The following is a 20,313-nucleotide window of genomic DNA, read 5'->3' on the forward strand; positions in this document are numbered from 1 at the left end:
GTCCCTCACCTACGGAGGTAGTGGTGGCTGCTCCGCGCCCAGCGTTCCGAACCGGCACGACCGCTCTCGTACGAGCCGTTGCCCGGCCGACACTGCCGTGTCCTCCGCTTCCGGACCTCTCCGATCACTCTCCCAAGGGGTCCGCCACCTGTGTCGCCTGGCTGCGCGAGATCTGGGCGAACGCCGATCTCGCCGAAGCCCTGGAACACGCCAGCCCGGTCCTGGCCGCGCAGGTACGGACCCTGTGCACGGCCGATGAGCCCTCAACGCGAGATGTCCGGCGCGCGGCACTGTCCGTGGCCCGCTACCTGCTGCGCTCCCAGCACCGGGCGACGCCATTCGGGCTCTTCGCCGGTGTGACCGTCACGGAGTTCGGTCCGCAGGCAGGCGCACGCTGGGGTGTGGAGCACGTGGCCGTCGGCCATGCGGGCGCAGAGTGGTTGGCCGCCGTCGTCGAGAGGCTGGTGTCTTGCCCCGACCTCCTCGAACGGCTGCCGGTGGTTGTCAACAACACCGTGACGAGCCGCGGCGACCGGCTCATCGTGCCGTTTCAATCCGATGCCCAGAACGATCGGACTCGCGCGGTTGAGACGTCCCTGGCTTTGACCGAGCCCGTACGCGCGGTCTGCGCCGCGACACGGGCGCCGGTCCGGGTCGGTGCGCTCGCGGACAAGCTCCAAGCGGAATTTCCCGAGGCCGGACCGGAGAAGGTCCGCCAGCTGCTGGTAGAGCTGATCCAGCGGCGTGTCCTGATCACGAGCTTGCACACACCCAGCACCGAGACCGACGCCCTGGGGTATCTACTCGACCAACTCGACGCGATCGACACCGACAGCCTCCCCCCGGTCGCGGAGATGCTGAGCGAGCTACGGGCGATCCTGACCGGCCTCAAAGAGTGCACTTCGCGGGGCGGGCGGGATGGCGTCGCAGCGCGGATGAGGGTTTTCGTGCCTGGCCTGCGCCGTCATCCTGTCGCGCTCGACCTGCGCCTGGACACGCAGCTCGTACTGCCGGACGCGGTCGCCCGCGAGATCGAGCGCGCGGCCCTGATCCTGACCCGAGTCAGCGCCCGCCCGTACGGCACCGTGGCGTGGGGCGCGTACCACCAGCGGTTCTACGAGCGGTACGGCATCGGCACGATGGTGCCGCTCCGGGAAGTCGTCGCGGACAGCGGCACTGGCTACCCCGAGGGCTACCCGGGCACTCCGCCCGGCGCCCGTCGACCTCGCGTCTCCGCTCGGGATGACGCCCTCGTACGGCTGGCGCAGACCGCCGCGCTCGACGGCCGCGACGAGGTGCTCCTCACCGACGAGTTGATCGACGCTCTGGACGTAGGGCCCGACGAACCCCGGGTGCCGCCACACCTGGAGGTGGGGGTGCGCGTCCATGCGGCAAGCGTTGGCGAGCTGCAGCGCGGGCGGTTCCGGCTGGAGGTCGTGAGCGTGTCTCGCGGCGCCGGCGTCTCCACAGGCCGGTTCCTCAGTGTCCTGGCCCCCGCCGACCGTGAGGTCCTGGCCGCCGACCTGGCTGACCTTTCGACCGCTGACAGGAACACCGTGCCTGCGCAGCTGTCTTTTCCACCGCTCCTGGCTGAGAGCGCCCACGTCACGCGCGCCCCGCGAGTCCTGCCCACCGTGATCAGCCTCCAGGAACACCGGGCTCCCGCAGACGATGTCCTCACACCTGCGGACCTGGCGGTGGGGTGCGACGGCCGCCGCATGTACCTGGCCGCCCCCGATCGCGGTCAGCGCATCGAGGCCGTCGGGATGCACGCGCTGAACCTGCACACGCATACTCCGCCGCTGGTGCGATTCCTCACCGAGTTGTCGCGTGCTCAATGTGCGCAGGTCACCGTCTTCGACTGGGGCGCTGCGGCGGCGATGCCGTTCCTGCCGCGTCTGCGGTACGGGCGCACGGTGCTTGCCCCCGCCCGCTGGCGGCTGGAGGCGACCGAGCAGCCTGGTCGCGCACGCCCTTGGGCCGAATGGGACTCCGCCCTCACCGACTGGCGGGCTCGACGGCGGCTACCTCGGCGGGTCTACCTCGTGGAGGACGACCGGCGTCTCTTCCTTGACCTCGACGAGGCCAGCCACCGGACGCTGCTGCGCCAGCACCTCGACCGAGTGGGCCTGGCCGTGCTCGTCGAGGCGGCGGAATCGGGGGCGTTCGGTTGGTGCGACGGTCGCGTCCACGAGGTAGTGGTGCCGCTCAAGGCGATCCGGCCGCCGGCGTGGCCCGCGCTTCCCGTCCCCACCCCGGCTCGCGCCCTCTCCCCAGCCCAGATGCAGACCCCGGCCGCTTCGTCGGTGTTGCTGGCCACCTTGTATGGAGACGCTCGCCGCCAGGACACTCTGCTCTCCTGCCACTTGCCCGATCTGCTCGAACGGCTCGGTGGCCCGCCGTGGTGGTTCATCCGCTTCCGCGACCCCGAGCAGCACCTGCGTCTGCGCATCGCGCTACCCACGCCGGAGGCATTCGCCGAGACGGCTCGAATCGTGAGCGCGTGGGCCGACGAGCTGCGCGGCGCCGGTCTGCTGGCGGACTTGCGGTACCCCACCTCCTATCGGGAGATGGGCCGATGGGGATCTGGCCCTGCTTGGGACGCGGCCGAGGAAGTGTTCCGGGCGGACTCGCGCGCCATCCTGGCCCAGCTCTCGCAGCCGCGGCGCCCACACGAGCGTACGCTGGTGGCCGCACACATTGTCTCTATCGCCTCCGCGTTCCTCGGCAGCTCCCAAGCCGGGATGCGCTGGCTGATCGACCACATCCCGCCCACAGCGCCCGTGCCCGTACCGCGCCCGCAGTTCACCGATGCCGTACGCCTCGCCGACCCTGGCGACGACTGGGCGGCATTGCGCGACGCCCCCGGAGGAGCGGCGATCGTGTCGGCGTGGGCCGATCGCGACGCGGCGCTCGCCGCGTACCGCCGGCACCTGCCAGGTCCCCACACGCAGGGCATCGCCCTCGACGACGTCCTGACCTCGCTGCTTCACGTCCATTTCGTACGGCACATCGCGGTGAACTTCCCCGAAGAAGAGGTCTGCCTCTACCTCGCTCGCGCTGCCTCCCTGGCCCGGACGGCCCGTACCACTGGGAGGACACCATGACCGCACAGGCCGTGCTGGACCTGGCCAACGCCGTCGCCGAGCAGCTCGCCGACCCCCACACGGCGCACCTTGGGCCAGCGGCCTCTCATCGGCAGCACCTTGCCTATGGCTTGCCCGGCATCGCGCTCCTGCACATCGAGCGGGCTGCGGCCGATCTGGGGCCGTGGCAGCGCGCCCATGACTGGCTCGACGCCGCATCCCGCGAACCGCTCACCAGCGGCCACGACAGCCACCCATTCTACGGGGCGCCCGCCTTCGCGCACGCTCTGGCCTGCGCCGCCGATCACCTGCCCGGCGCCTACCAGCGCGCACTCGACTCTCTCGACCGACAAATAGCTGACGACGTGAGCCGCCGCGTCGACGCCGCACACCACCGCATCGACGCCGGACTCCTCCCAGCGCTCGCGGAGTTCGATACCATTCGCGGCCTGAGTGGATACGGCTCCTACCTCCTGCGCCGCAACCCTGGCAGCGCTGCCCTGCGTGCCGTACTCGACTACGGCGTACGCCTCACCGAACCGATCACACACGACGGCGAGAACTTGCCCGGCTGGTGGACGGACACGGGGCCCTCGGGCCGCCCGGACGACCGTTTTCGAGGCGGACACGCCAACAACGGCATGGCGCACGGTATCGGCGGCGTGCTCGCACTGCTGGCGCTCGCCGCCACGCAGGGCACCTTCGTCGACGGCCACGATGACGCACTGGGCCGGATCCTGGTGTGGCTGGACCGATGCCGAGAGGACACCGGCCGAGGCCCGGCGTGGCCGTACTGGGTCACCCGGGACGAGCTGCGCACCGGCAGCCTCACCTCGTCCACGCCGCGGCGGCCGTCATGGTGCTACGGCACCGCTGGCCTCGCCCGCGCCCAGCAACTCGCCGCGCTCGCCCGCGGCGACGCCAGCCGCCGGCTGGACGCCGAGAACGCGCTCGTGGCCGCCCTCACCGACCCCGCTCAGCTCAAGGTCACGACGGACAACGCCCTGTGCCACGGCTTCGCCGGACTTGCCCACGTCGCCGCCCGCGTGGCCGACGACGCCCACCCCTCGACCGCCGGACAGCTTCGCGCCACGATCCCGGCACTCCTAGCCGCAGTCCACCCGCCGGACACCGACCCCGCACACGCCGCCACGACGCTCATGCAGGACGAGGAGCGCGGACCCGGTCTCCTCGACGGCGCAGCCGGTATCGCCCTGGCCCTCCTCGCGCCCAGCACCGCCGCACCGCCCCGATCCACCTGGGACGCCTGCCTGCTCATCGCCTGACCCGAATCGACCGAAGGACACCCGCATGCCCCCGGACCGCTCCGAGCGCTGGCAGCAACACAACATCACCTTCGCTGACCGCGAGAGCGCCCAACGCGCCATCGTCGAACGCATCGCCCCTGCCCTCCTCGCCGCCGAAAGGGACGGGCAGCTCACCGGCTGGTGGTTCATGAACAAGCAGCCCTGGCCGTTGCGGTACCGCGCGGACGAGCCTTCACCCGCCGTCGAAGCGCTGCTGAGCGACCTCGCGCAGGACGGCACGGCCGTGTCATGGCTGCCCTACATCTACGAACCCGAGACCCACGCCTTCGGCGGGACCCAGGCCATGGGCGTCGCCCACGACCTGTTCCACAAGGACAGCCGCCACCTGCTCACCTATCAGCCAGGCCCGGAGCAGCTGGGCCGCCGGGCAACCGCCGTGCTGCTGGCAAGCGTGATGATGCGGGCGGCCGGCCTGGACTGGTTCGAGCAGGGCGATGTGTGGGTAAAGGTCGCCGCCCTCCGACCGGCCACCGGCCTTCTGCTCTCTGCGCGGGCCGCCGAACTGGCGCCCGCGATGCGGAAGCTGATGACGGTCGACGCCCATAGCCTGTGTCGCCCGAACGGCCCGCTCGCCGAGCACAACGAGTGGGTCGCCGCTTTCGAGTGGGCGGGCTCCGCCCTCGCCGACCTCGCAGGCCGCGGCGCCCTCACTCGCGGTCTGCGAGCCGTCATCGCCCACCACGTGATCTTTCACGCCAACCGCGCCGGTCTCCTCCGGGACGACCAAAGCGCCATGTCCAATATCGCACGAGAGGTAATCATGGGAACGAGTGACAACACCGCGTCGACCGACGAGGCAACGGCCGAGACGGATAGCGTCAGGGCGGTGAACACGGACACGATCGCTACCCCAACGGCTGACGCCGAGCGTCTCCGCAACGCCCTGGTCGACCAGCTTCGCGCGGACGGGCACGCCCGCACGGCCGCAGTCGAGAGTGCGCTGCGGACTGTGCCCCGTCACGTGTTTGTGCCGGATGCGTCGCTCGAAGACGCCTACGCCAACGCACCAGTGCACATCAAGTACGACACCGACGGCACATCGATCTCGTGCGCTTCCCAGCCGGGCGTCGTCGCCCTCATGCTGGACCAGCTCGACGCCCAGCCCGGCGAGCGCATCCTCGAACTCGGCGCCGGCACCGGCTACAACGCCGCTCTCCTCGCCCACCTGGTCGGGGCGAGCGGGTACGTGACCACCCTAGATGTCGACGACGACCTTGTGGAGGGCGCTCGCGCACACCTGGCCGCAGCCGGTCTCACCAACGTCGAGGCCGTGACCCGCGACGGGGCCCTCGGCTACGCCGAAGGAGCGCCGTACGACCGGATCATCGCCACTGTGGGCGCTCACGGCGTACCGCACGCCTGGATGCAACAGCTCGCCCCCGGCGGGCGGCTCCTCGTCCCTCAGCGCCTGAAGGGCACCGTCTCCCGGTCCATCGCCTACGAGCAGCGCGACGGTCGATGGGTGTCTCTCGGCAGCGAGATGAACACCTTCATGCCGCTCCGGCGGGGCATCGCCGACGACGACCGCCGCGTCATCCCGCTCAGCACAGACGGCACCGTCCGGCTTCAGGCCCCCGCTGGGCAGAACATCGACGCCGATGCCCTCGCCGGAGTCCTGGACCAGCCGCGCGCCGAGGAGTGGACCGGCATGATGGTCCGCGCCATGGAATCGCCGGAGTGGATGGAACTTTTCGTCACCTGTTCCCGTCCCTCCGGCCTCATCCGGATGCTGTTCCCCCAGAACGTCAAGGGCACTCTGCTCACGGAGGACCCCTACCCCTCGTCGACCGCGGCCGTCGACAAGGGCGCCGTCACCTACCTGGCGCGACGCGTGTCGGAGAAGAAGACCCCCGAGGGCGACAAGCTCTGGGAGTTCGGCGTCATCGGCCACGGCCCCGGCAGCGACGAGCTCGCCACGAAGGTCGCCGACGCCATCCGCACTTGGGATCGCGAATACCGCGGTCGCGAGGCCACGTTCGAAATCCAGCCCCTCGACGCCCCCGCCATCGAGCAGCGCCCCGGACTCTTCGCTCTCGACACCCCGCTGAACCGCATCGTCGTCGACTGGCGGTGACGCCCCTTGCGTAGGGGACGGTGCCCGTCGGCGTACGGCTGGCGGGCACCGCCGCCCCAGCACTTCTCACTCACGCCCGGGGAACCCATGGACCCGCACGGACCCATAGCCCAGCGCTTCCCGCTCGTCGCCCGATTCCGACCCGCCTGTCTGCCGTTGCCCGAACGCGTGGGACGCCTCGTCGACCTCGCCCAGACAGCGGTGAAGAAGGGCGACCAAGGGCTCGCATCCGCCGTCTACAACCAGGCCGCGCTCATGGCCTCAGACCTCGGCCTTCCCGGTCTCGCTCGCGAGATGTGTCACCAGCACGCCGTCGCCTACCTAGATGCTTGCCCCCTGCCCGGCATGAGCGCAATCCGGGGACTGGAACCGGTCGTCAACCTCGCCCGCCTCCAGATCCGCGCCGGCCACACCGACGAGGGACGCCAACACCTACTCGACCTGTACACGGCCGTCGAGGCAGGCACAGCGGCCCGGTTCGGGGGCGTCGCCGTACCGGCGAACATCACTGCGACCGACGAGGACCGCCACGAGGTCCGCGCGTGGCTGTGGCGCGTGCTCCTCGCCGATGGGACCCGCACCCTCACCACCAAGGGACGTTGGGCGGAGGCCCTGAGACACCTCGAGACTCACCGCGGCGTAGGCAAACGGATGCTCGACGGACGCCAAGTTGCCATACTCGCTGCCCTCGTTGCGGGTGACACGGCATGGGCAGCTGTTCTCCTTGCCGAAACGATGCCCGGTGATCCGTGGGAGCAGGCCATCACGGCATGCTTGACGGCCCTGTGCCGCCGCGGCGCCGAGCTGCCGGTCGAAGACCAACTGGCGGCGCTGGTGACCACCTATTTGGAGTGGCCGGCCGAACCTGGGATGACCGTCTTCGACATCCGGCTCGGCCTTACCGTCCTCGACGCGATCGGTTCCGCCGAGACTCCTACCGCCCACCGCATCGTCGAGGACGTCCACCGCAGGACGGCCGGTGCTGAAGACGGCTACGCGGCCCGCGAGAACCTGGCGCACCCTTTGTTCACCGCGATCGCCACGGACTGGCAAACCCAGGACTGCCGCGCTCTCGTACATGCCTGCGCCCTCGGGGCAGGGACCATCCCGGACGAGCTGCAAGGACAGCTGTCGTCGGCTCTCAGCACCAGCGACATTGTGATCCGGGACAGTCTTGCGCGCCCCTCCAAATCCGGGCGTACAACTCGGTGATCTGCGTGAGTGATCAGCCAGGCACCCTCTTCTCTCAGACAGTCGCGCGACCGGGAATTGGTGCCGACCTCGGTCAGCTGATCACTGCAGTGCAGCAGCACTGGACCATCGGGATCGCACGCATCCGTCACCGTCCGAGAAGTCGGCCGGATCCACTGCGGGGATCATCAAGGGGCGAGTGGGTCTGTGTGACGAGGCACCGGCATTCGCCCACGGAAGACGAGAAAATGGCCCACAGGACTGGAACCCCGTCCGGGATCATGTCATCGTACAACGACCCTGAAAACACCAGGTCAGCCGTAGGGAGCGGCATTGAACGTCAGCCTGCAGAGGGGCTGGCCGCCATGGCAGTACGCATGTTGTCGCTGCTCGTGAACAAAGCCATCTGGCGGAGTAAGCGCGCTGCCTACTCGGCACTCTCCTGTCTGGCCGTGTTCTTACCAGTCATCGGTGCGTCTTCCGTGATGGGGAGTTGGGCCGCGCGCCGTGTAGTGCCACCGGCTCCGTCATGGCTGTCGGGGTGGTTTCGGCTGGTGAGGGTGTGCCATCGGCGTTGGAAGTCGGGGGTGTGTTGGGTGAGGTAGTGGGGGGTGATGGGTTTGTTGTATTGCGCGGTGATTCCTTGGGTGGCGCATGCTTGTGTGATGTCTGCGTAGGTGGGGTTGGGCGTGTTTTGGCGTTGTTTGGCCCAGATGGTGTAGACCCGCCAGGATACGTAGTGGCGGCGGAGGTTGGCGGGGCTGATGGGTTTGTTGTGGCGGCCTTTGAGTCCTTTGGTGGCGCAGTAGGCGGAGAGTTGTTCGGCGGTGGGTTCGCTGCCGTGTTCGTTCTGGTATTCGCGCCAGGCGAGGTAGTAGCGGTCGGGGGTGGTGAGTTGGCGGTGCTGGGTGGAGCGCGGTGAAGGGTCGTGGAGGGGTGTCTGCGTGCGGGGGTGGGGGCTGGGCGGCTCTGTTGCCGCGTGTGCGGGTATCCCGTCGGGCGAGGGCTGCGGGGGTTCCGGCTGGGCGGGCGGGTGGTCGGATTCCTGCTGGGCCGGGGGGTTGGCGGTTTCGGCGATGGGTTCGGTCGGGTTGACGGTGTGTTCGTCAGGGCTTGCGGCGGCGTCTGACGGATCTTCGCGGGTGACGAGGTCTGTGGGGTGTTCGCGGGCGAGGGGGTGGTGGCCGTTGCTGGTGGTGGTGTTCCGCTCATACCTGGAGGCGGCCGGGGCTGTGCCGTGGGGAAGGGCGCCGCGTTGGTGGTTTTGCCCGGTGTTGTGGAGGTGGTCGTCCCGGGAGTGGTCGTCCCTGGGGTGGTCGGCGCCGCCGGCTACCGCGCCGGGCCGGTGCGTGAGACCCTGGCCCGGCTTGCGCCGGACGGCGTCGGCGTCGTACCGGGAGTGGCCGGCCGGCCGGGGTGGTGCGGGGGCTGCGGTGTCGTCGGCGGGGCGAGTGTGTCGCTGGTGCAGGATCTGTAGCAGTGGCTGCAGCTGTTGTTCGGTCAGCGGCTCGCCGGCCTTGGTGCAGATGCCGTACTGGTCGTGGAGCCACGATGCCCACTGTGCGGGGCTTGGTTGGGCGGGCGATGGGGCGGGAACGTCCGGGAATGCCACAGCAGACCGCTGTTCAGACCGCTGTTCAGACCGCTGCTCGGACGGCTGGCCTGACGGTTGTTCGGGCGGTTGTTGAGTTGTCTGCTTTGCGGTGTGGGGGTGGTGGGGCGGTTCGGTCTTGGTGGTTGGGGTTGTTTTTGGCTGCTGTGGTGCGTCCTGGGTTTCCGTGGGTTGTGCGGCGTGCTCGGTTGCGGTGTGGGGTGTGGGGTCTTGTGGCTGGGCGGGGTCCGGCTGGCCGGCGTGGTGGGCTGGTGTCTGGATGCCCGCGGCTGTCAGGCCCCCCGGGGCGGTGCGGGCCAGCGGGATGCCGTACTTCGCCAGCCGTAGTGGTGTCAGGGACTCGGTGGGGGCTTTGCGGCGCCAGGCGCGGCCGTAGCGGGAGCGTAGGCGGGCTTGGTAGATGAGGCGTTCCTGCTCGAGTGTGATGACCTGCTCGTAGGAGCGCAGTTCCCATAGTTTCATGCGCCGCCACAGCAGGAGTGTGGGCAGGGGGGACAGGATCCAGCGGGTGGGGCGGATGCCTTCCATGTGCTTGTCGGCGGTGATGTCGGCTGCGCGGCCGATCGCGTGCCGGGCCGCTTCGACGCAGACCACGAACAGGATGGGGATGACCGCGTGCATGCCCACGCCCAGCGGGTCGGGCCAGGCGGCTGCGCCGTTGAAGGCGATCGTCGCCGCCGTCAGCAGCCACGCGGTGTGGCGCAGCAGGGGGAAGGGGATGCGGATCCAGGTCAGCAGGAGGTCGAGGGCGAGCAGGACGCAGATGCCTGCGTCGATGCCGATCGGGAAGAGGTGGCTGAAGTCTCCGAAGCCCTGCTCGAGGGCGAGTTCGCGGACGGCGGCATACGAGCCGGCGAAGCCGATTGCGGCGATGGTGATGGCACCGGCGGTGACCACGCCGATCAGGATGCGGTGTGTCCGTGTCAGGTGCAGTGGCGCGGCCACACGTCGTCCCCCTTTCCGGTGTGGGGTGGTTGGTGGTGTGTCTGTCGTTTTGCTGGGGGTGTGCTGTGCGGGTGGTGGGCTTCTGGGTGGGCCTCTGGTGGGGGAAAGGAGGGAATCAGTGGGTGGGTTGGGTGGGTTGGGTGGCGTGGTGGGGTGGTGGCGGGTTGGGCGGTGGTGGGTTGAGGAGTTCGTCGATGAGGTGCTCGGTCTCGGTCTGGAGGGGGCAGTTGAGTGCTTGGGTGACCTGTTGGACGCGGGTGATGGCGGTGTAGAGGCCTTGCCGGTTGTGGGCCGCGTATTCGATGCGCATCCAGTCGCGGTAGAGCTCCTCGCTCGTGGGGTCGATGTCGAGGCCGGTGGTGATGGCCTGACGGGCTTTGCTGAGGTTGTGGTGGGGGCCGGGCGGGGTGCGGTGGGTGGCGATGAGGTGGGCGGTGTGGATGATGCGGGAGGTCATTTCCTGTTGGTAGGGCTCGGCCCACGGTGGTGGCTTGTGGCCGAAGGGGCGTCCGCGGACCAGGTTGAGGGCTTCTTCGAGCTGGGGCAGGGCGGTGGGCTGCTGGGTGAGGTGTTGGAAGTGGGTCCAGTCGCAGCGGATGGTGGGGGAGAGGCGGTAGGGGTCGTCGCTGGTGCGGCGGCGGGGGACGTAGGGGTGGCCGTCTCGGTCGTTGCCCAGGGCGTGGCGCAGGCCTTGGAGGCGGGCGTTGAGGGTGCTGGTGGTCCAGGGGTTGTGGGGGTCCATGTCGGTGCACAGGGTGTCGGCGGTGCGGCCGGGGCGGAAGTAGAGCAGGGCGGCGAGCTGGGCGATGCGTGGTCCGTGTCCGGTGTTTTTCACGCGGTCGACTTCGACCGGTCCAAGGACCCGGATCTGAGGGGCATGCGGGTCGGGCACTGAGTGCGGGGCCTGCGTGCCCTGTGGGCTGGGGGGTGTGGCGGGGCGTGCTGTGGGTGGTGCGCCGGCCGGGCGCCCTGGATGCTCCCCTTGCCCCTGGTCCTGCGCTTGCCCCTGCCCTTGCCCCTGGTCCTGGGCCTTCTCTTGCCCCTGCCCATGGTGCTGGGTGGGGGTGGTGTGCGGGGGGTGGGGGCTTTGCTGGGCGGCTTCCAGCAGGGCGGGGTAGATCTCGGTGTTCGTTTCGTCGGCGGTGGGGTGTGCTGCGGCTGGGAGGTTGCTGGGTTCTGCGTGGGGGTCGGGTTGGTGGCTGGCGGCTCTGGGGCGGCGATTCCCCGGCAGCGCGGACGGCACCTCATTGGTTCTTGGGGTGGAGGGTGTGGCAGATGGGGGCTCGTCTGGGTGCTTGTGCTGTGGGGCGTCGCCGGGCTGGGCGGATGGTTCCAAGGTGGTGAGTGTGGTGGTGATCTGCTGGTAGGCGGCGTGGGGGAGGCGTTGCAGGGTGATGTGGGTGTTGATGAGGTCGAGGTGCTGTGGTGTGTCGGCGCGGGCGTTGAGGACGGGCGCGTGGGGGAAGTGGGTGGCGGCGGGGCTGGTGGGGGCGATGAGGGTGATGGGTGTGGTGCCCCTCTTGTGGGTGAGGGCGGCGAGTTGTGCGGCGGTGTGGAGGTCGAGGTCGGTGGCGCACAGCATGAGGTGGGGGCGAGGGTGGGGGTGGGGGCTTTGGTGGGTTTCGAGGAGTCGTTCGGTCAGTTCCTTGAGGGCGTGGGCGGGTTGGTGGTGGTGGGTGATGAGGCCGGGGAGGAGGTGGTGCAGTTCTTCGCCGAAGCCGACGGCGGTGATGTTGAGGCCGTCGTTCAGGGGGCTGGTGGCCGCTTCCAGGGCGAGGGAGGTGCACACCTCGGTGATGTGTGGGTGCCCGCCGTTGAGGAGCAGTGCGGGCAGGTGGGTGAGGTTGAGCAGGAGGAGTGTGCCGGGTTCGGTGGTGCCGAGGGTGACCAGGCCTGGGTAGGGGGCGGGGATGGTGCGGGCTGTGGAGGGGTGAAGGAGGGGTGCATCGTCGGCGAGTTGCCACCATCGGTCCTGGCCTTGGGTGAACGGTGCGGGCGGCGGGTGGGCGTCGTCGTCGGGAAGGATCTCGAGCAGGTGGGGTCCGATGCGGGCGGCCCGCAACGCGGGCAGTGGGTGCTCCCCGTTCCGTGCTGCGGTGTGTGCCAGGGTGCGCAGGGCCAGGTCCAGACGGGCCACGCCGGCCGCGCCGTGGGTGTCGGTGCCGGCCTGCGGCGCGGCTTTGCCGCCGCGGCGCTGCGTCGTTGCCGTGTGCTGGTGGGTGCGCCGGCGGTGGTGTGCCAGGCGGCGCAGGGCGAGCAGTGCGGTGGCCAGGGCCGCCAGCAGTGCGGCGACACCGATCAGGGCGGGCAGTGCGGGCGTATGGCTGGTGGGGGAGGGCGCATCGCTGGGCTGGCGCGTCGGCGGGGCGAACGAAGACGTGGAGGGCAGGGGCGGCTGCGGGGGTGGCAGGGCGGAGGCGCTGGAGGTGGGGGGCGCCGGCGCAGTTGTGGCGTCGGGCGCATGGCTGGGCTGGGGGCTGGGCTGGTCGCCCCGGTGGGTGGTGGTGGGATGCGGTGGGGTGCCGCCTGGGGTGGCGCGGGGGTCTGCTTCGACGATCTGCTGGATGTCGCGCCGGGGTGAGTGAAGATCGAGGACTTTCACGGTGGCCAGGGTGGTGCCCGGGGGCAGGGCAAGGTCGGGATCGCTCTCGTTGATGGTGAGGGGCGCGCTGGTTGCCGGACTGGGCGTGGTGGACGGCGTCGTGGCGTCCGCATGCGGGGTGGTGGTGGCGGTGAGGGTGATTGCTGCGGTGAGGACCGCCAGCAGGTGCAGGCTTTGGGGATGGTGGCGGGGCGGGGCGGGGGTCCTCACGGGGAGATCCTGAGGGTGGCGGTGTCGAATTGCGGCAGTTGGAAGTCGACCTCAGTGGTGCTGGCGGGCGGGTCGGGGAACTGCATGAAAACGCGCACCCGCTCGCCCGCCGTGAGGGTTTTCAGGCCGGTCGTGGTCAGCGGGCGTCCGTCGGAGTCGCGCAGCACGTAATAGCGTTTGCTGTGGGTGAAGTCCACCAGGGTGGCCCCGCCCAGTGACTGGCCGTTGCGCAGCACGGTGTCCTCGTTGCCCCGCAGTTCGGCCGGCACCACGGCGGTGTCGTCGCCTTCGTTGTGCAATTCGCCGCGCAGGGTGAGAAATCCGCTGGGGTCGCGTTCTGCCGCCGTGATCGTCAGGGTGAGACGGTGCTGGCCCCTCAGGCGGGCCAGTGCTGTGGCCGTGGGCTGCGGCCGGCCCGGGGCGGGGGAGGCGCTTTGCCGGATGCCGGTGGCCGGGTCGCGTTCGTGCGGTGCGCCGGCGGCGCAGCCGGCCGCCGCGAGGGCCACGGTGAGCGTCAGCGCGAGCATTGCCCCTCCTGACCTCCACGCGGACCTGCTGGGCGGGCCAGGGAGAGCGCGCACGCTGTGCAGCGCCGCCGCAGGTAAGGGCTGTACGGCGTAGGCGTCGGGGCGACGTTGGCGCGCGGCCTGGGCTGAGGGGGCGCCGATGCGGGTGGTGGCGGGCGCGGCAGCGCCCGGGCGGGGCTGTGTCACCGGTCCTCCCGGGGGCGTGGCCACACGGTGAGGGTGTCGCCGTCGAGGGTGACGCGGCGGCCGGGGAACTGGTGGCGCACCCAGTTGAGGTCCTCGAGCTCGAAGTCGCCGGCTGCCCGCAGGACCCAGGCGTCGCCGACCTGGGACACCGACAGCGCCGCGGCGGGCCAGTGCACACCTACATATGATTCATGACTGCGAATATCGTGGCCGGTGTATGTCACCTTGCATCCTCAGGGATCAGTTATGGATGGACTGTTGCTGTGCAAGGGTGCTGGTGTAAAAGAAAGCTACTCGTTCACGTAAGCAAATTTCAAGGGGGTTGGGGGAGTTGGGGTTCGCAGGGAGTGGAGGTTGGGGTTCGGAGGGTTGGAGGGTCGGGGTTCGCAGGGGTGGGGGAGGTTGGGGGTTTGTGTGCTGTGCCGTTGTGGCCCTCGTCCTCGTCCGACCGGCCGCGGTGGGCACGTTCCTGTGCGGGCTGGGCTGGTGTGGGGTGTGTCGGCCGGCTGGTGGCATGCACCCTCGTGTGCGCGGTCGGCAGGTGTGCGGATGGCGGGTTGGCTGTGGTGTGAGGGGGCCGCGGCCGGGCGTGTGCGGGCCGCCCGCGGTGCTGAGGCGCGCTTCATCGCTCTGAGCGAGGTGGTCTGGGACACGGCCCACCGCCGGTAGGACCATTCCACCGGTGTTGGTGGGGGTGAGGACCTCCTGGCCGGCTGCGTGTGTTCTTTCCTGGCGGGCGTGGCCGCGCATCACGGTCGCCCCACGGCTCGTGCGGGAGAACCGGATGCGCGTGATCGGGGATCTGGCCGTGCGTACCGTGGTCAAAAACCGCAGACTCGCCGGTGCCGTCAGTGATGCGGCGTGGTCGCAGTTCCGGGGCATGCTGGAGTGCGAAGCCCGCTGGTTGGGGCGCAACGTTGTGGTCGTGGACCGCTGGTTTTCCTCGTCCCGGCTGTGCTCCGCCTGCGTCGCCGTGCCGGACACGATGCCCTTCAACGTGCGTACCTGGACGTGGGGCTGCGCAACGACCCGTGGCAGGGGCGTGAACGCGGCACAGAACCTGTGTGCCGCCGCACGGAGGGTGCACGCTTTGCCGGGGCTGGTGGAAGACCTCAACGCGTTTCTCCGGGCGGGCGTCGGCGGGACACCATCGTTCTCCGGGCGGGCGGGCGGTCGGCGAGGAAACGGGAAGTCTCACGGCGCGAGCCGTGCGCATCTGCCCCCGTTCGCGGGGGGATGTGTCACAGTGTGTTCCACGGCCGGTGTTCACCCCCGGCCATTGGCGCCCACACGTCTGCGGTGGGGCCGTGTTCTTCGAGGTCGTCGAGGACGGCGCCGCCCATGGCGACTTCGCGGGCCAGGGCGGCGACGAGCGGATGCTGCGCGACCATGGCCTGCAGGTCTGCGACCCGGTTGCCCAGGACGTACCGGGAGGCTCCGGTGAGCACGAACAGGACCCGGGGAAAGAGGGGATACCAGCGCTGCCAGACGGCACCGGCAGGGGCCGGCTGCCGGGAGCGTTGCCGGCCGGCGGGCTGCGGCTGGTGGGACCACAACCTGGCGTACTCGATCAGTTTCGAGGCGAGCCGTTCGCTGCTCATGGTCGTGCGGTCGACTTCGACGAACGCCCGCAGCTTGGTGCGCTGATCCTCGCCTATGAGCGTGTAGTGCATCAGCGCGTCCGCGATGATCTTCTCGCCGTCGCCGAGGGGATGGGAGACCTCGGGCGTCCAGTCCAGGTGGCCGTGTTCGTCGCCGCGCCGGCGGGCGTCGGCGACGAACGCGAGGTGGGTGCGGAGGACGGTCAGGGTGTGGGGTGTTTTCAGGGAGGCGGCGGTGGCTGAGGTGATCGGATACGGGGGGCGGCCGCGTAGCGCGGGCAGGTCCCGGGTGAGGCGGGCGCCCTCAACGGTGAGGTACCAGGCCCGTGATCGGTTGGAGGCGGGCAGCACCGTGTAGTGGACCAGGCCGCGCCGGCGCAGTGTGTTCAGCGGGGCGGAGACGCTCTGGCGTGCGGTGTGGGGCCGCAGCAGGGTGTGGAGCTGGTGGGTGGTGGCCATCCGGTGCTGGGCGAGCGCGGCCAGGAGTTGATGCGGCAGCGGCTCGGCCGGGCTGGGGATGCCCGCGGACGCAGGGGACTGGGCAGCGGCAGCGGTAGCGGTCATCACTGGTATCCCTTGTTGGGCAGCTCTACGGCTGGCTGGTGGGTGGGGATGAGTTGGGCGAGGAGGTCGCTCACACGCGCCAGTTGGCCGGTGGCGCTGGCGGTGAGCTGGCCAAGTGGCGCGGCGCCGGCCATGGCGAGGGCGGCGTGCTCGAGTGCTGCCGTCTGGCGGGGGCGTGCGTAGTGGGCGAAGACGTCGTCGAGGTGAGGGCCGGTGATGCGGACGGGGCCGACGCGGCGGCCCCTGACGGTGAGTGACATGTAGTGCTCGAACCGGTCCAGGGCGGCGACGATGTCAGGGCCGGGGTCATCGCCCCATTCCGCGGTGATCGGGGCGATGGCGGACTGCGATCCGGCGGTGGACGCGAGAGTGGAGGCGTTTTGGACCAGGGAGAGACGCACCGGGTGGGGCAGGCGGGCCAGCAGCTGGGTCATGCCGTGGACGTGGACGTGGTACTTGCGGAAGTCCTCGAACATGCTCGCGATGGTTTCTGGGGCGGCGCCGGTCAAGGTGATCAACTCGTCGAAGTACGGGCGGAACGGCACCCGCTGGGCTTCGGGGGTGTCGCGACGGGAGCGCACGGCACGCAACAGGTCCCGGGCGAGCAGTGCGGTGATCAGACGGTCGGTGGGCCCGTTGCCGCCCGGACACACCCACACGATCATCCGGGTGTCCATCGCGGCGCGGATGTTGTAGCGGCCGGCGGGCTGGCCGAGGAAGGCGCGGGTGACGGGGTTGGCGGCGAGGCGGGCGATCGGGTTGAGGATGACGGCGAAGGAGTCCGGTGGCAGGGTGGGGAAAACCGTCTGCCACCAGGAGCGCGTCTCGTCGTCCAGGCGGCCCTGAACCCCGGCGAGCGCCGCAGCGCGGAAGTCCGGGTCGGTGAGCAGCGCCCGCACATGGAAGATCGTGGCCTGGTCCTGGGGGCGCCCGGCCTGGCAGGCAGCCTCGTTGATGGCCACCAGCACCGCCAGGGCGGCGGTGAGGATGGTGAGCGCGCGGGGTGCGCTGGCGTCCTCCCAGCCGAGGGCGGACGCGAAGGCGTCGGCGGTGGCCTCGACGACCTCGTGCGCCACCTGGCCCTGGTGCATGCCGAGCGGATTCCATGAACTCACCCTCGGAGAAGACCCATGGGCGTTGAGGTCGATGAGCGCGATCCGGTCCATCAGTGTGTCGTGTGCCAAAAACGGCAGGGCGCGGGGCCAGGAATCGCGGTGCGGGTCGAGGAACAGGAGCCCGCCTCCGGCATGAGCCCAGCCGATCGCCTGCGCGAGGGCGCGTTCGGTCTTGCCGCCGCCCGCCTTGCCCACCCCTACCTCGAACAGCGTCTCCTTCGCGTAGCTGGCGACCAGGCGCCGGCGTCCGTCAGGACCGCGGTAGATGCCCTGCAACAGCAACGCGGGGTTGTTGAACTCGAACGTCGGCAAGTCCCCGGCGAACAGGGGCAGCCGGCAGTGCACCGTGGGCGGCTTGAGCAGGCCGAGCAGCTCCTCCAGGCGCACCCAGTTCGGACGGGGCGGCTGGCAATGACCCAACGTCCAGCGGCGCTCGAAGCCGCGGCGGCTGGGCCAGCGATCCGCCCCGAACCGCCACGGGCCCAGGCGCCATCCGCGCATCGCCCACCGTGAGCCGCCTCCGAACACGTCGAACGCGGCCTGGAGCTGGCCGAGCCGGGCCTGGGCCCGGCCTTCGGTGTTCGACGCGCACATCACCAGCAGCTGCACGCGCACCAGATGGTCGTCATCGGCGAGCTTGCCCAGAGCCTCCGCGGGCTCCACCCGGCGAGGAACGGGCGGCATGACCAGTCGACGCCCGCCCCCGCTCTGCTTGCCGCTGACCAACTGCTGGAGCTGCCAGGCGAGTGAGTCCTCGATGCCGCCGGCGTCCTGGCGAACCCACCGGGCCGCCCGCTGGGCCTCGCGCCGCTCCTTGCGGCGGGCGTTTGACATCAGCTGCAGACGGCGGGCCCGCAGCGCCCACTTGGGGGCCCGCTGGATGTCGAGCCGTATCTCGGCCAGGTCCCCCAGTTCCGCCCGCAGATCACAGACGGCGTCGATGAGTGGCTGCAGCGGGTCGGGGTCCAGCGGAACGTCTCGCAGCGGGGCCGTGGGCTTGCCGCGCAGAATGAACTCCGCCCGCACCACATGCTTCCGCGGCTTATCGACGAGGGGTCGGGCCCGCTGCACGGTGACGGCCGGCCCGAAGGGCGTGATCGACAACAGGCGTTCGCCGCCCGCGGGACCTTCGATCCGGTAGCGCAGCGGGCTCGAGCCGTCGGCACGCAGCCGGATCTGCACCGCCTTCGACCGCCTGGGCGCCCACCACGGCATGCTCGTCGAGGCCCGGGCAAGCTGGACCCCACGGCGGAAGATCTCCTCCACGCCGGGGTCGAAATGCCGCGACGGCACGAGTTCCAGCGCCATCCGCTCGGCCGAAGCCTTCCTCGCCAGACGGCGCACCACCATCTCGCTCACGGCGAAGCAGGCGACGACGGCCGCCGCGGGCACGTACCAGTTGGCAAGCACCCAGCCAGCAGTGCCGGCTAGGCCTGCCAGCAGATCGAGGACCTGACCGGCCGCCGTGTCATCCGTCCGGTCGCTCAGGTACGGGGCTGAGGCGTCCACGTGGACGCTCCTTTCGAGGTAGTGCGGGTGAAGTACCAGTCGGTGATGCGCCGGTCGGTGTAGGTGCCGCCGCGGTCGGTGCCCGCCCACACCAGGTGCACCACCGCCTTGTCCGGGCTGCCGTCGCGGCGGGCGACGGCGGCCTGGATACGGAAGCGAGCGGTGGCGAACGCCGGTGCGATCGGCTGCTCCTGGTCGCCGAAGAGCGCGGGCCACTTGGCGCGGCCGATCCCGGTGGCGTCCGCGTGCAGCAGGTCACGGCCGGCCTCGAGGAGCGTGTGCTCGTCGGCGGCGGCAAGGTCGGCGGGCCAGGCGTTCTCCAACGACTTCTGGATGACGGCGTCGCCGGCCGCGCCCTCACCCTGCGGCGGCAGAGCGGAGGCGCTCGCCGACTGCGTCGACGCGGTGGAGGTCGTGGCCTGCGCGAGCGAGCTGGCCTGCGCAGTGCGGCTACTAGGAGCGGTGGTCGTGGGGTGCGCCGTGGGAGCGGTCGCGCGCCGTGGTGCCGAGGTTGCGGGTGCGCTGGGCGTCTGCGGCACCGTCAGCAGGACCACCCCGGCCACGACCAGGACCACGGTGGCGATCAGCAGCAGGCGCGGCGAACGCGCCGGGGAGGTGGTCATAGCAGCCGGGCCCCTCCCGCGTACCCCGACATTGCATTGACCGCGTCCAGGCGGACAACCGTGCCTGGCCGGGCGGCGTTGACCATCTGTCCACTGCCCAGGTAGATCCCGACGTGATAGATCGTCGCGTCGCGGCCGGGAGCGTCGGCATAGAAGACGAGGTCACCGGCCTTGAGCGCGCCGGTGCCAAGCCCGGCCGGTATCCGTTGCCCGACACCGGCCTGCGCGGCTGCGGTACGAGGCAGGCGAATGCCCGCCTGGGCGTAGGCGTACACGGTCAGCCCCGAGCAGTCGAAGCCCTTGATGTTTGTGCCGCTCTTGCCGCTGGGAGAGCAGCAAATGCCGTACGACTTGCCGCTGGCATTGCCGCCGCCCCACGAGTACGGGACACCGCGCTGGGAGAGCGCCGCCTCGATCACGGTGCGGACCTTCCCGGACACGTTCTTCAGGTCCGGGTCTTTGGCGGCCGCCGTGTACTGGTCGATGAAGCCCAGCACGTTCGAGACGTACTCACCTGAGTGGTTGTACTGGAAGATCGCTGCCTTGAGCTGCGCCCGCTTGGTCAGGTCCCGTCCGCTGCCGCATAGGTAGATCGCGGCGCCGAGGGCGGCGTCGTCGGCGTTGTGCGGGTCGGCCGTCTTGTCTCGGTTCGCGTCCTTCCCCACGCCTTCCCAGGTGGAGGGCAGGAACTGGAAGGGCCCGACGGTGCGCTCCCCGCTGGCGGTGCCGTCCCATCTGCCGCCGTCGGTGTCGGGGAAGACGGTGGTGTTCCCGCCGGCCCCGGAGCCGTTGAGGAGCACCCCGTAGATCTTCGGACGGATGTCACCGCCTGCGGTGATGCTGCGGCCGATAGCGTGGTTCGACTCGACCTTGGCGATCCCGGCCAGGACCGGCCAGCGCATGCCCTGGCACGTGGGCACGTGCTTGACGACCTGCTGGACAGCCTTTTTGTAGGCGGTCAGCATCCGGGCGGGGATGTCTGCCGCGGTGCCGCCGTCGGTGATACCCCCCTCGTCCTGGAGCCCGGTCTGCAGGGCGACGTACGCGCTGATGGCGTTAGAGACAGGAGCCGCGCAGCACACCGCGGCGAACAGCAGTAACACCGTCACACATCCCCACCGCCCGAAGCGGCGCCGGGAC

At 70.2% G+C, this 20,313-nt stretch carries 12 protein-coding genes and 1 pseudogene; 5 read left to right on the forward strand and 8 right to left on the reverse strand.

The features are described 5' to 3' along the window. The first annotated feature begins 170 nt into the window (after nt 1-170). From ACFWWR_RS33750 to ACFWWR_RS33765, 4 genes are all read left to right on the forward strand, one after another. Complete coding sequence (locus tag ACFWWR_RS33750) at nt 171-3,107, forward strand: lantibiotic dehydratase (protein WP_383872271.1); 2,937 nt, start codon at nt 171-173, stop codon at nt 3,105-3,107. After that, a complete protein-coding gene (locus ACFWWR_RS33755; protein ID WP_383872203.1) occupies nt 3,104-4,372 on the forward strand; it encodes a lanthionine synthetase C family protein in 1,269 nt (422 codons plus the stop codon). Before ACFWWR_RS33750 ends, ACFWWR_RS33755 begins: the two co-directional genes overlap by 4 nt. Nucleotides 4,373-4,397: 25 nt before the next feature. Next, a complete protein-coding gene (gene fxlM, locus ACFWWR_RS33760; protein WP_384307276.1) occupies nt 4,398-6,488 on the forward strand; it encodes a methyltransferase, FxLD system in 2,091 nt (696 codons plus the stop codon). An 87-nt stretch (nt 6,489-6,575) separates the two neighbouring features. Next, on the forward strand, nt 6,576-7,700 hold the full coding sequence (locus ACFWWR_RS33765; RefSeq protein ID WP_384307278.1) for a hypothetical protein: 1,125 nt from the start codon (nt 6,576-6,578) through the stop codon (nt 7,698-7,700). Between the two features lie 406 nt (nt 7,701-8,106). Here the strand turns inward: ACFWWR_RS33765 and ACFWWR_RS33770 are convergent, their stop codons facing one another. The 4 genes from ACFWWR_RS33770 to ACFWWR_RS33785 all read right to left on the reverse strand — a co-directional run bounded on the left by ACFWWR_RS33770 (nt 8,107) and on the right by ACFWWR_RS33785 (nt 13,937). Next, nucleotides 8,107-10,236: a DUF2637 domain-containing protein gene (locus tag ACFWWR_RS33770; RefSeq protein ID WP_383872212.1), complete on the reverse strand. Its 2,130-nt coding sequence runs from the start codon at nt 10,234-10,236 to the stop codon at nt 8,107-8,109. Between the two features lie 115 nt (nt 10,237-10,351). Next, complete coding sequence (locus tag ACFWWR_RS33775; protein WP_384307281.1) at nt 10,352-13,048, reverse strand: hypothetical protein; 2,697 nt, start codon at nt 13,046-13,048, stop codon at nt 10,352-10,354. Continuing rightward, the gene (locus ACFWWR_RS33780; protein WP_383872218.1) at nt 13,045-13,575 is read right to left on the reverse strand and encodes a hypothetical protein; all 531 of its coding nucleotides are present in this window, start codon (nt 13,573-13,575) and stop codon (nt 13,045-13,047) included. The genes ACFWWR_RS33775 and ACFWWR_RS33780 overlap by 4 nt, the downstream gene beginning before the upstream one ends. A gap of 182 nt (nt 13,576-13,757) precedes the next feature. Next, on the reverse strand, nt 13,758-13,937 hold the full coding sequence (locus ACFWWR_RS33785) for a hypothetical protein (protein ID WP_383872221.1): 180 nt from the start codon (nt 13,935-13,937) through the stop codon (nt 13,758-13,760). Between the two features lie 704 nt (nt 13,938-14,641). On the opposite strand from ACFWWR_RS33785, the pseudogene ACFWWR_RS33790 reads away from it, so the two are divergent. Further along, nucleotides 14,642-14,767, forward strand: a pseudogene (locus ACFWWR_RS33790) (zinc ribbon domain-containing protein); the annotation flags it as partial. 235 nt (nt 14,768-15,002) lie between these two features. On the opposite strand, the gene ACFWWR_RS33795 reads toward ACFWWR_RS33790, so the two are convergent. From ACFWWR_RS33795 to ACFWWR_RS33810, 4 genes are read right to left on the reverse strand one after another with little or no spacing between them, the layout of a single operon-like run. Then, nucleotides 15,003-15,926, reverse strand: a complete 924-nt coding sequence (locus tag ACFWWR_RS33795; protein ID WP_383872224.1) for a replication-relaxation family protein — start codon at nt 15,924-15,926, stop codon at nt 15,003-15,005. Further along, nucleotides 15,926-18,550, reverse strand: coding sequence for an ATP/GTP-binding protein (locus tag ACFWWR_RS33800; RefSeq protein WP_383872227.1), 2,625 nt, complete (start codon nt 18,548-18,550; stop codon nt 15,926-15,928). Before ACFWWR_RS33800 ends, ACFWWR_RS33795 begins: the two co-directional genes overlap by 1 nt. Next, nucleotides 18,526-19,173: a hypothetical protein gene (locus tag ACFWWR_RS33805; protein ID WP_383872229.1), complete on the reverse strand. Its 648-nt coding sequence runs from the start codon at nt 19,171-19,173 to the stop codon at nt 18,526-18,528. The genes ACFWWR_RS33800 and ACFWWR_RS33805 overlap by 25 nt, the downstream gene beginning before the upstream one ends. After that, complete coding sequence (locus ACFWWR_RS33810) at nt 19,170-20,282, reverse strand: NlpC/P60 family protein (RefSeq protein WP_384307282.1); 1,113 nt, start codon at nt 20,280-20,282, stop codon at nt 19,170-19,172. Before ACFWWR_RS33810 ends, ACFWWR_RS33805 begins: the two co-directional genes overlap by 4 nt. Nucleotides 20,283-20,313 lie beyond the last annotated feature (31 nt).

The sequence above is a fragment of the Streptomyces sp. NPDC058678 genome (assembly GCF_042714835.1).
GTDB lineage: Bacteria > Actinomycetota > Actinomycetes > Streptomycetales > Streptomycetaceae > Streptomyces.

Bases quoted from the DNA above. Each gene is read 5' to 3' on its own strand.
- ACFWWR_RS33780 (WP_383872218.1), bottom strand. From the start codon at position 13,575: ATGCTCGCGCTGACGCTCACCGTGGCCCTCGCGGCGGCCGGCTGCGCC.
- ACFWWR_RS33805 (WP_383872229.1), bottom strand. From the start codon at position 19,173: ATGACCACCTCCCCGGCGCGTTCGCCGCGCCTGCTGCTGATCGCCACC.
- fxlM (WP_384307276.1), top strand. From the start codon at position 4,398: ATGCCCCCGGACCGCTCCGAGCGCTGGCAGCAACACAACATCACCTTC.
- ACFWWR_RS33765 (WP_384307278.1), top strand. From the start codon at position 6,576: ATGGACCCGCACGGACCCATAGCCCAGCGCTTCCCGCTCGTCGCCCGA.
- ACFWWR_RS33795 (WP_383872224.1), bottom strand. From the start codon at position 15,926: ATGACCGCTACCGCTGCCGCTGCCCAGTCCCCTGCGTCCGCGGGCATC.
- ACFWWR_RS33755 (WP_383872203.1), top strand. From the start codon at position 3,104: ATGACCGCACAGGCCGTGCTGGACCTGGCCAACGCCGTCGCCGAGCAG.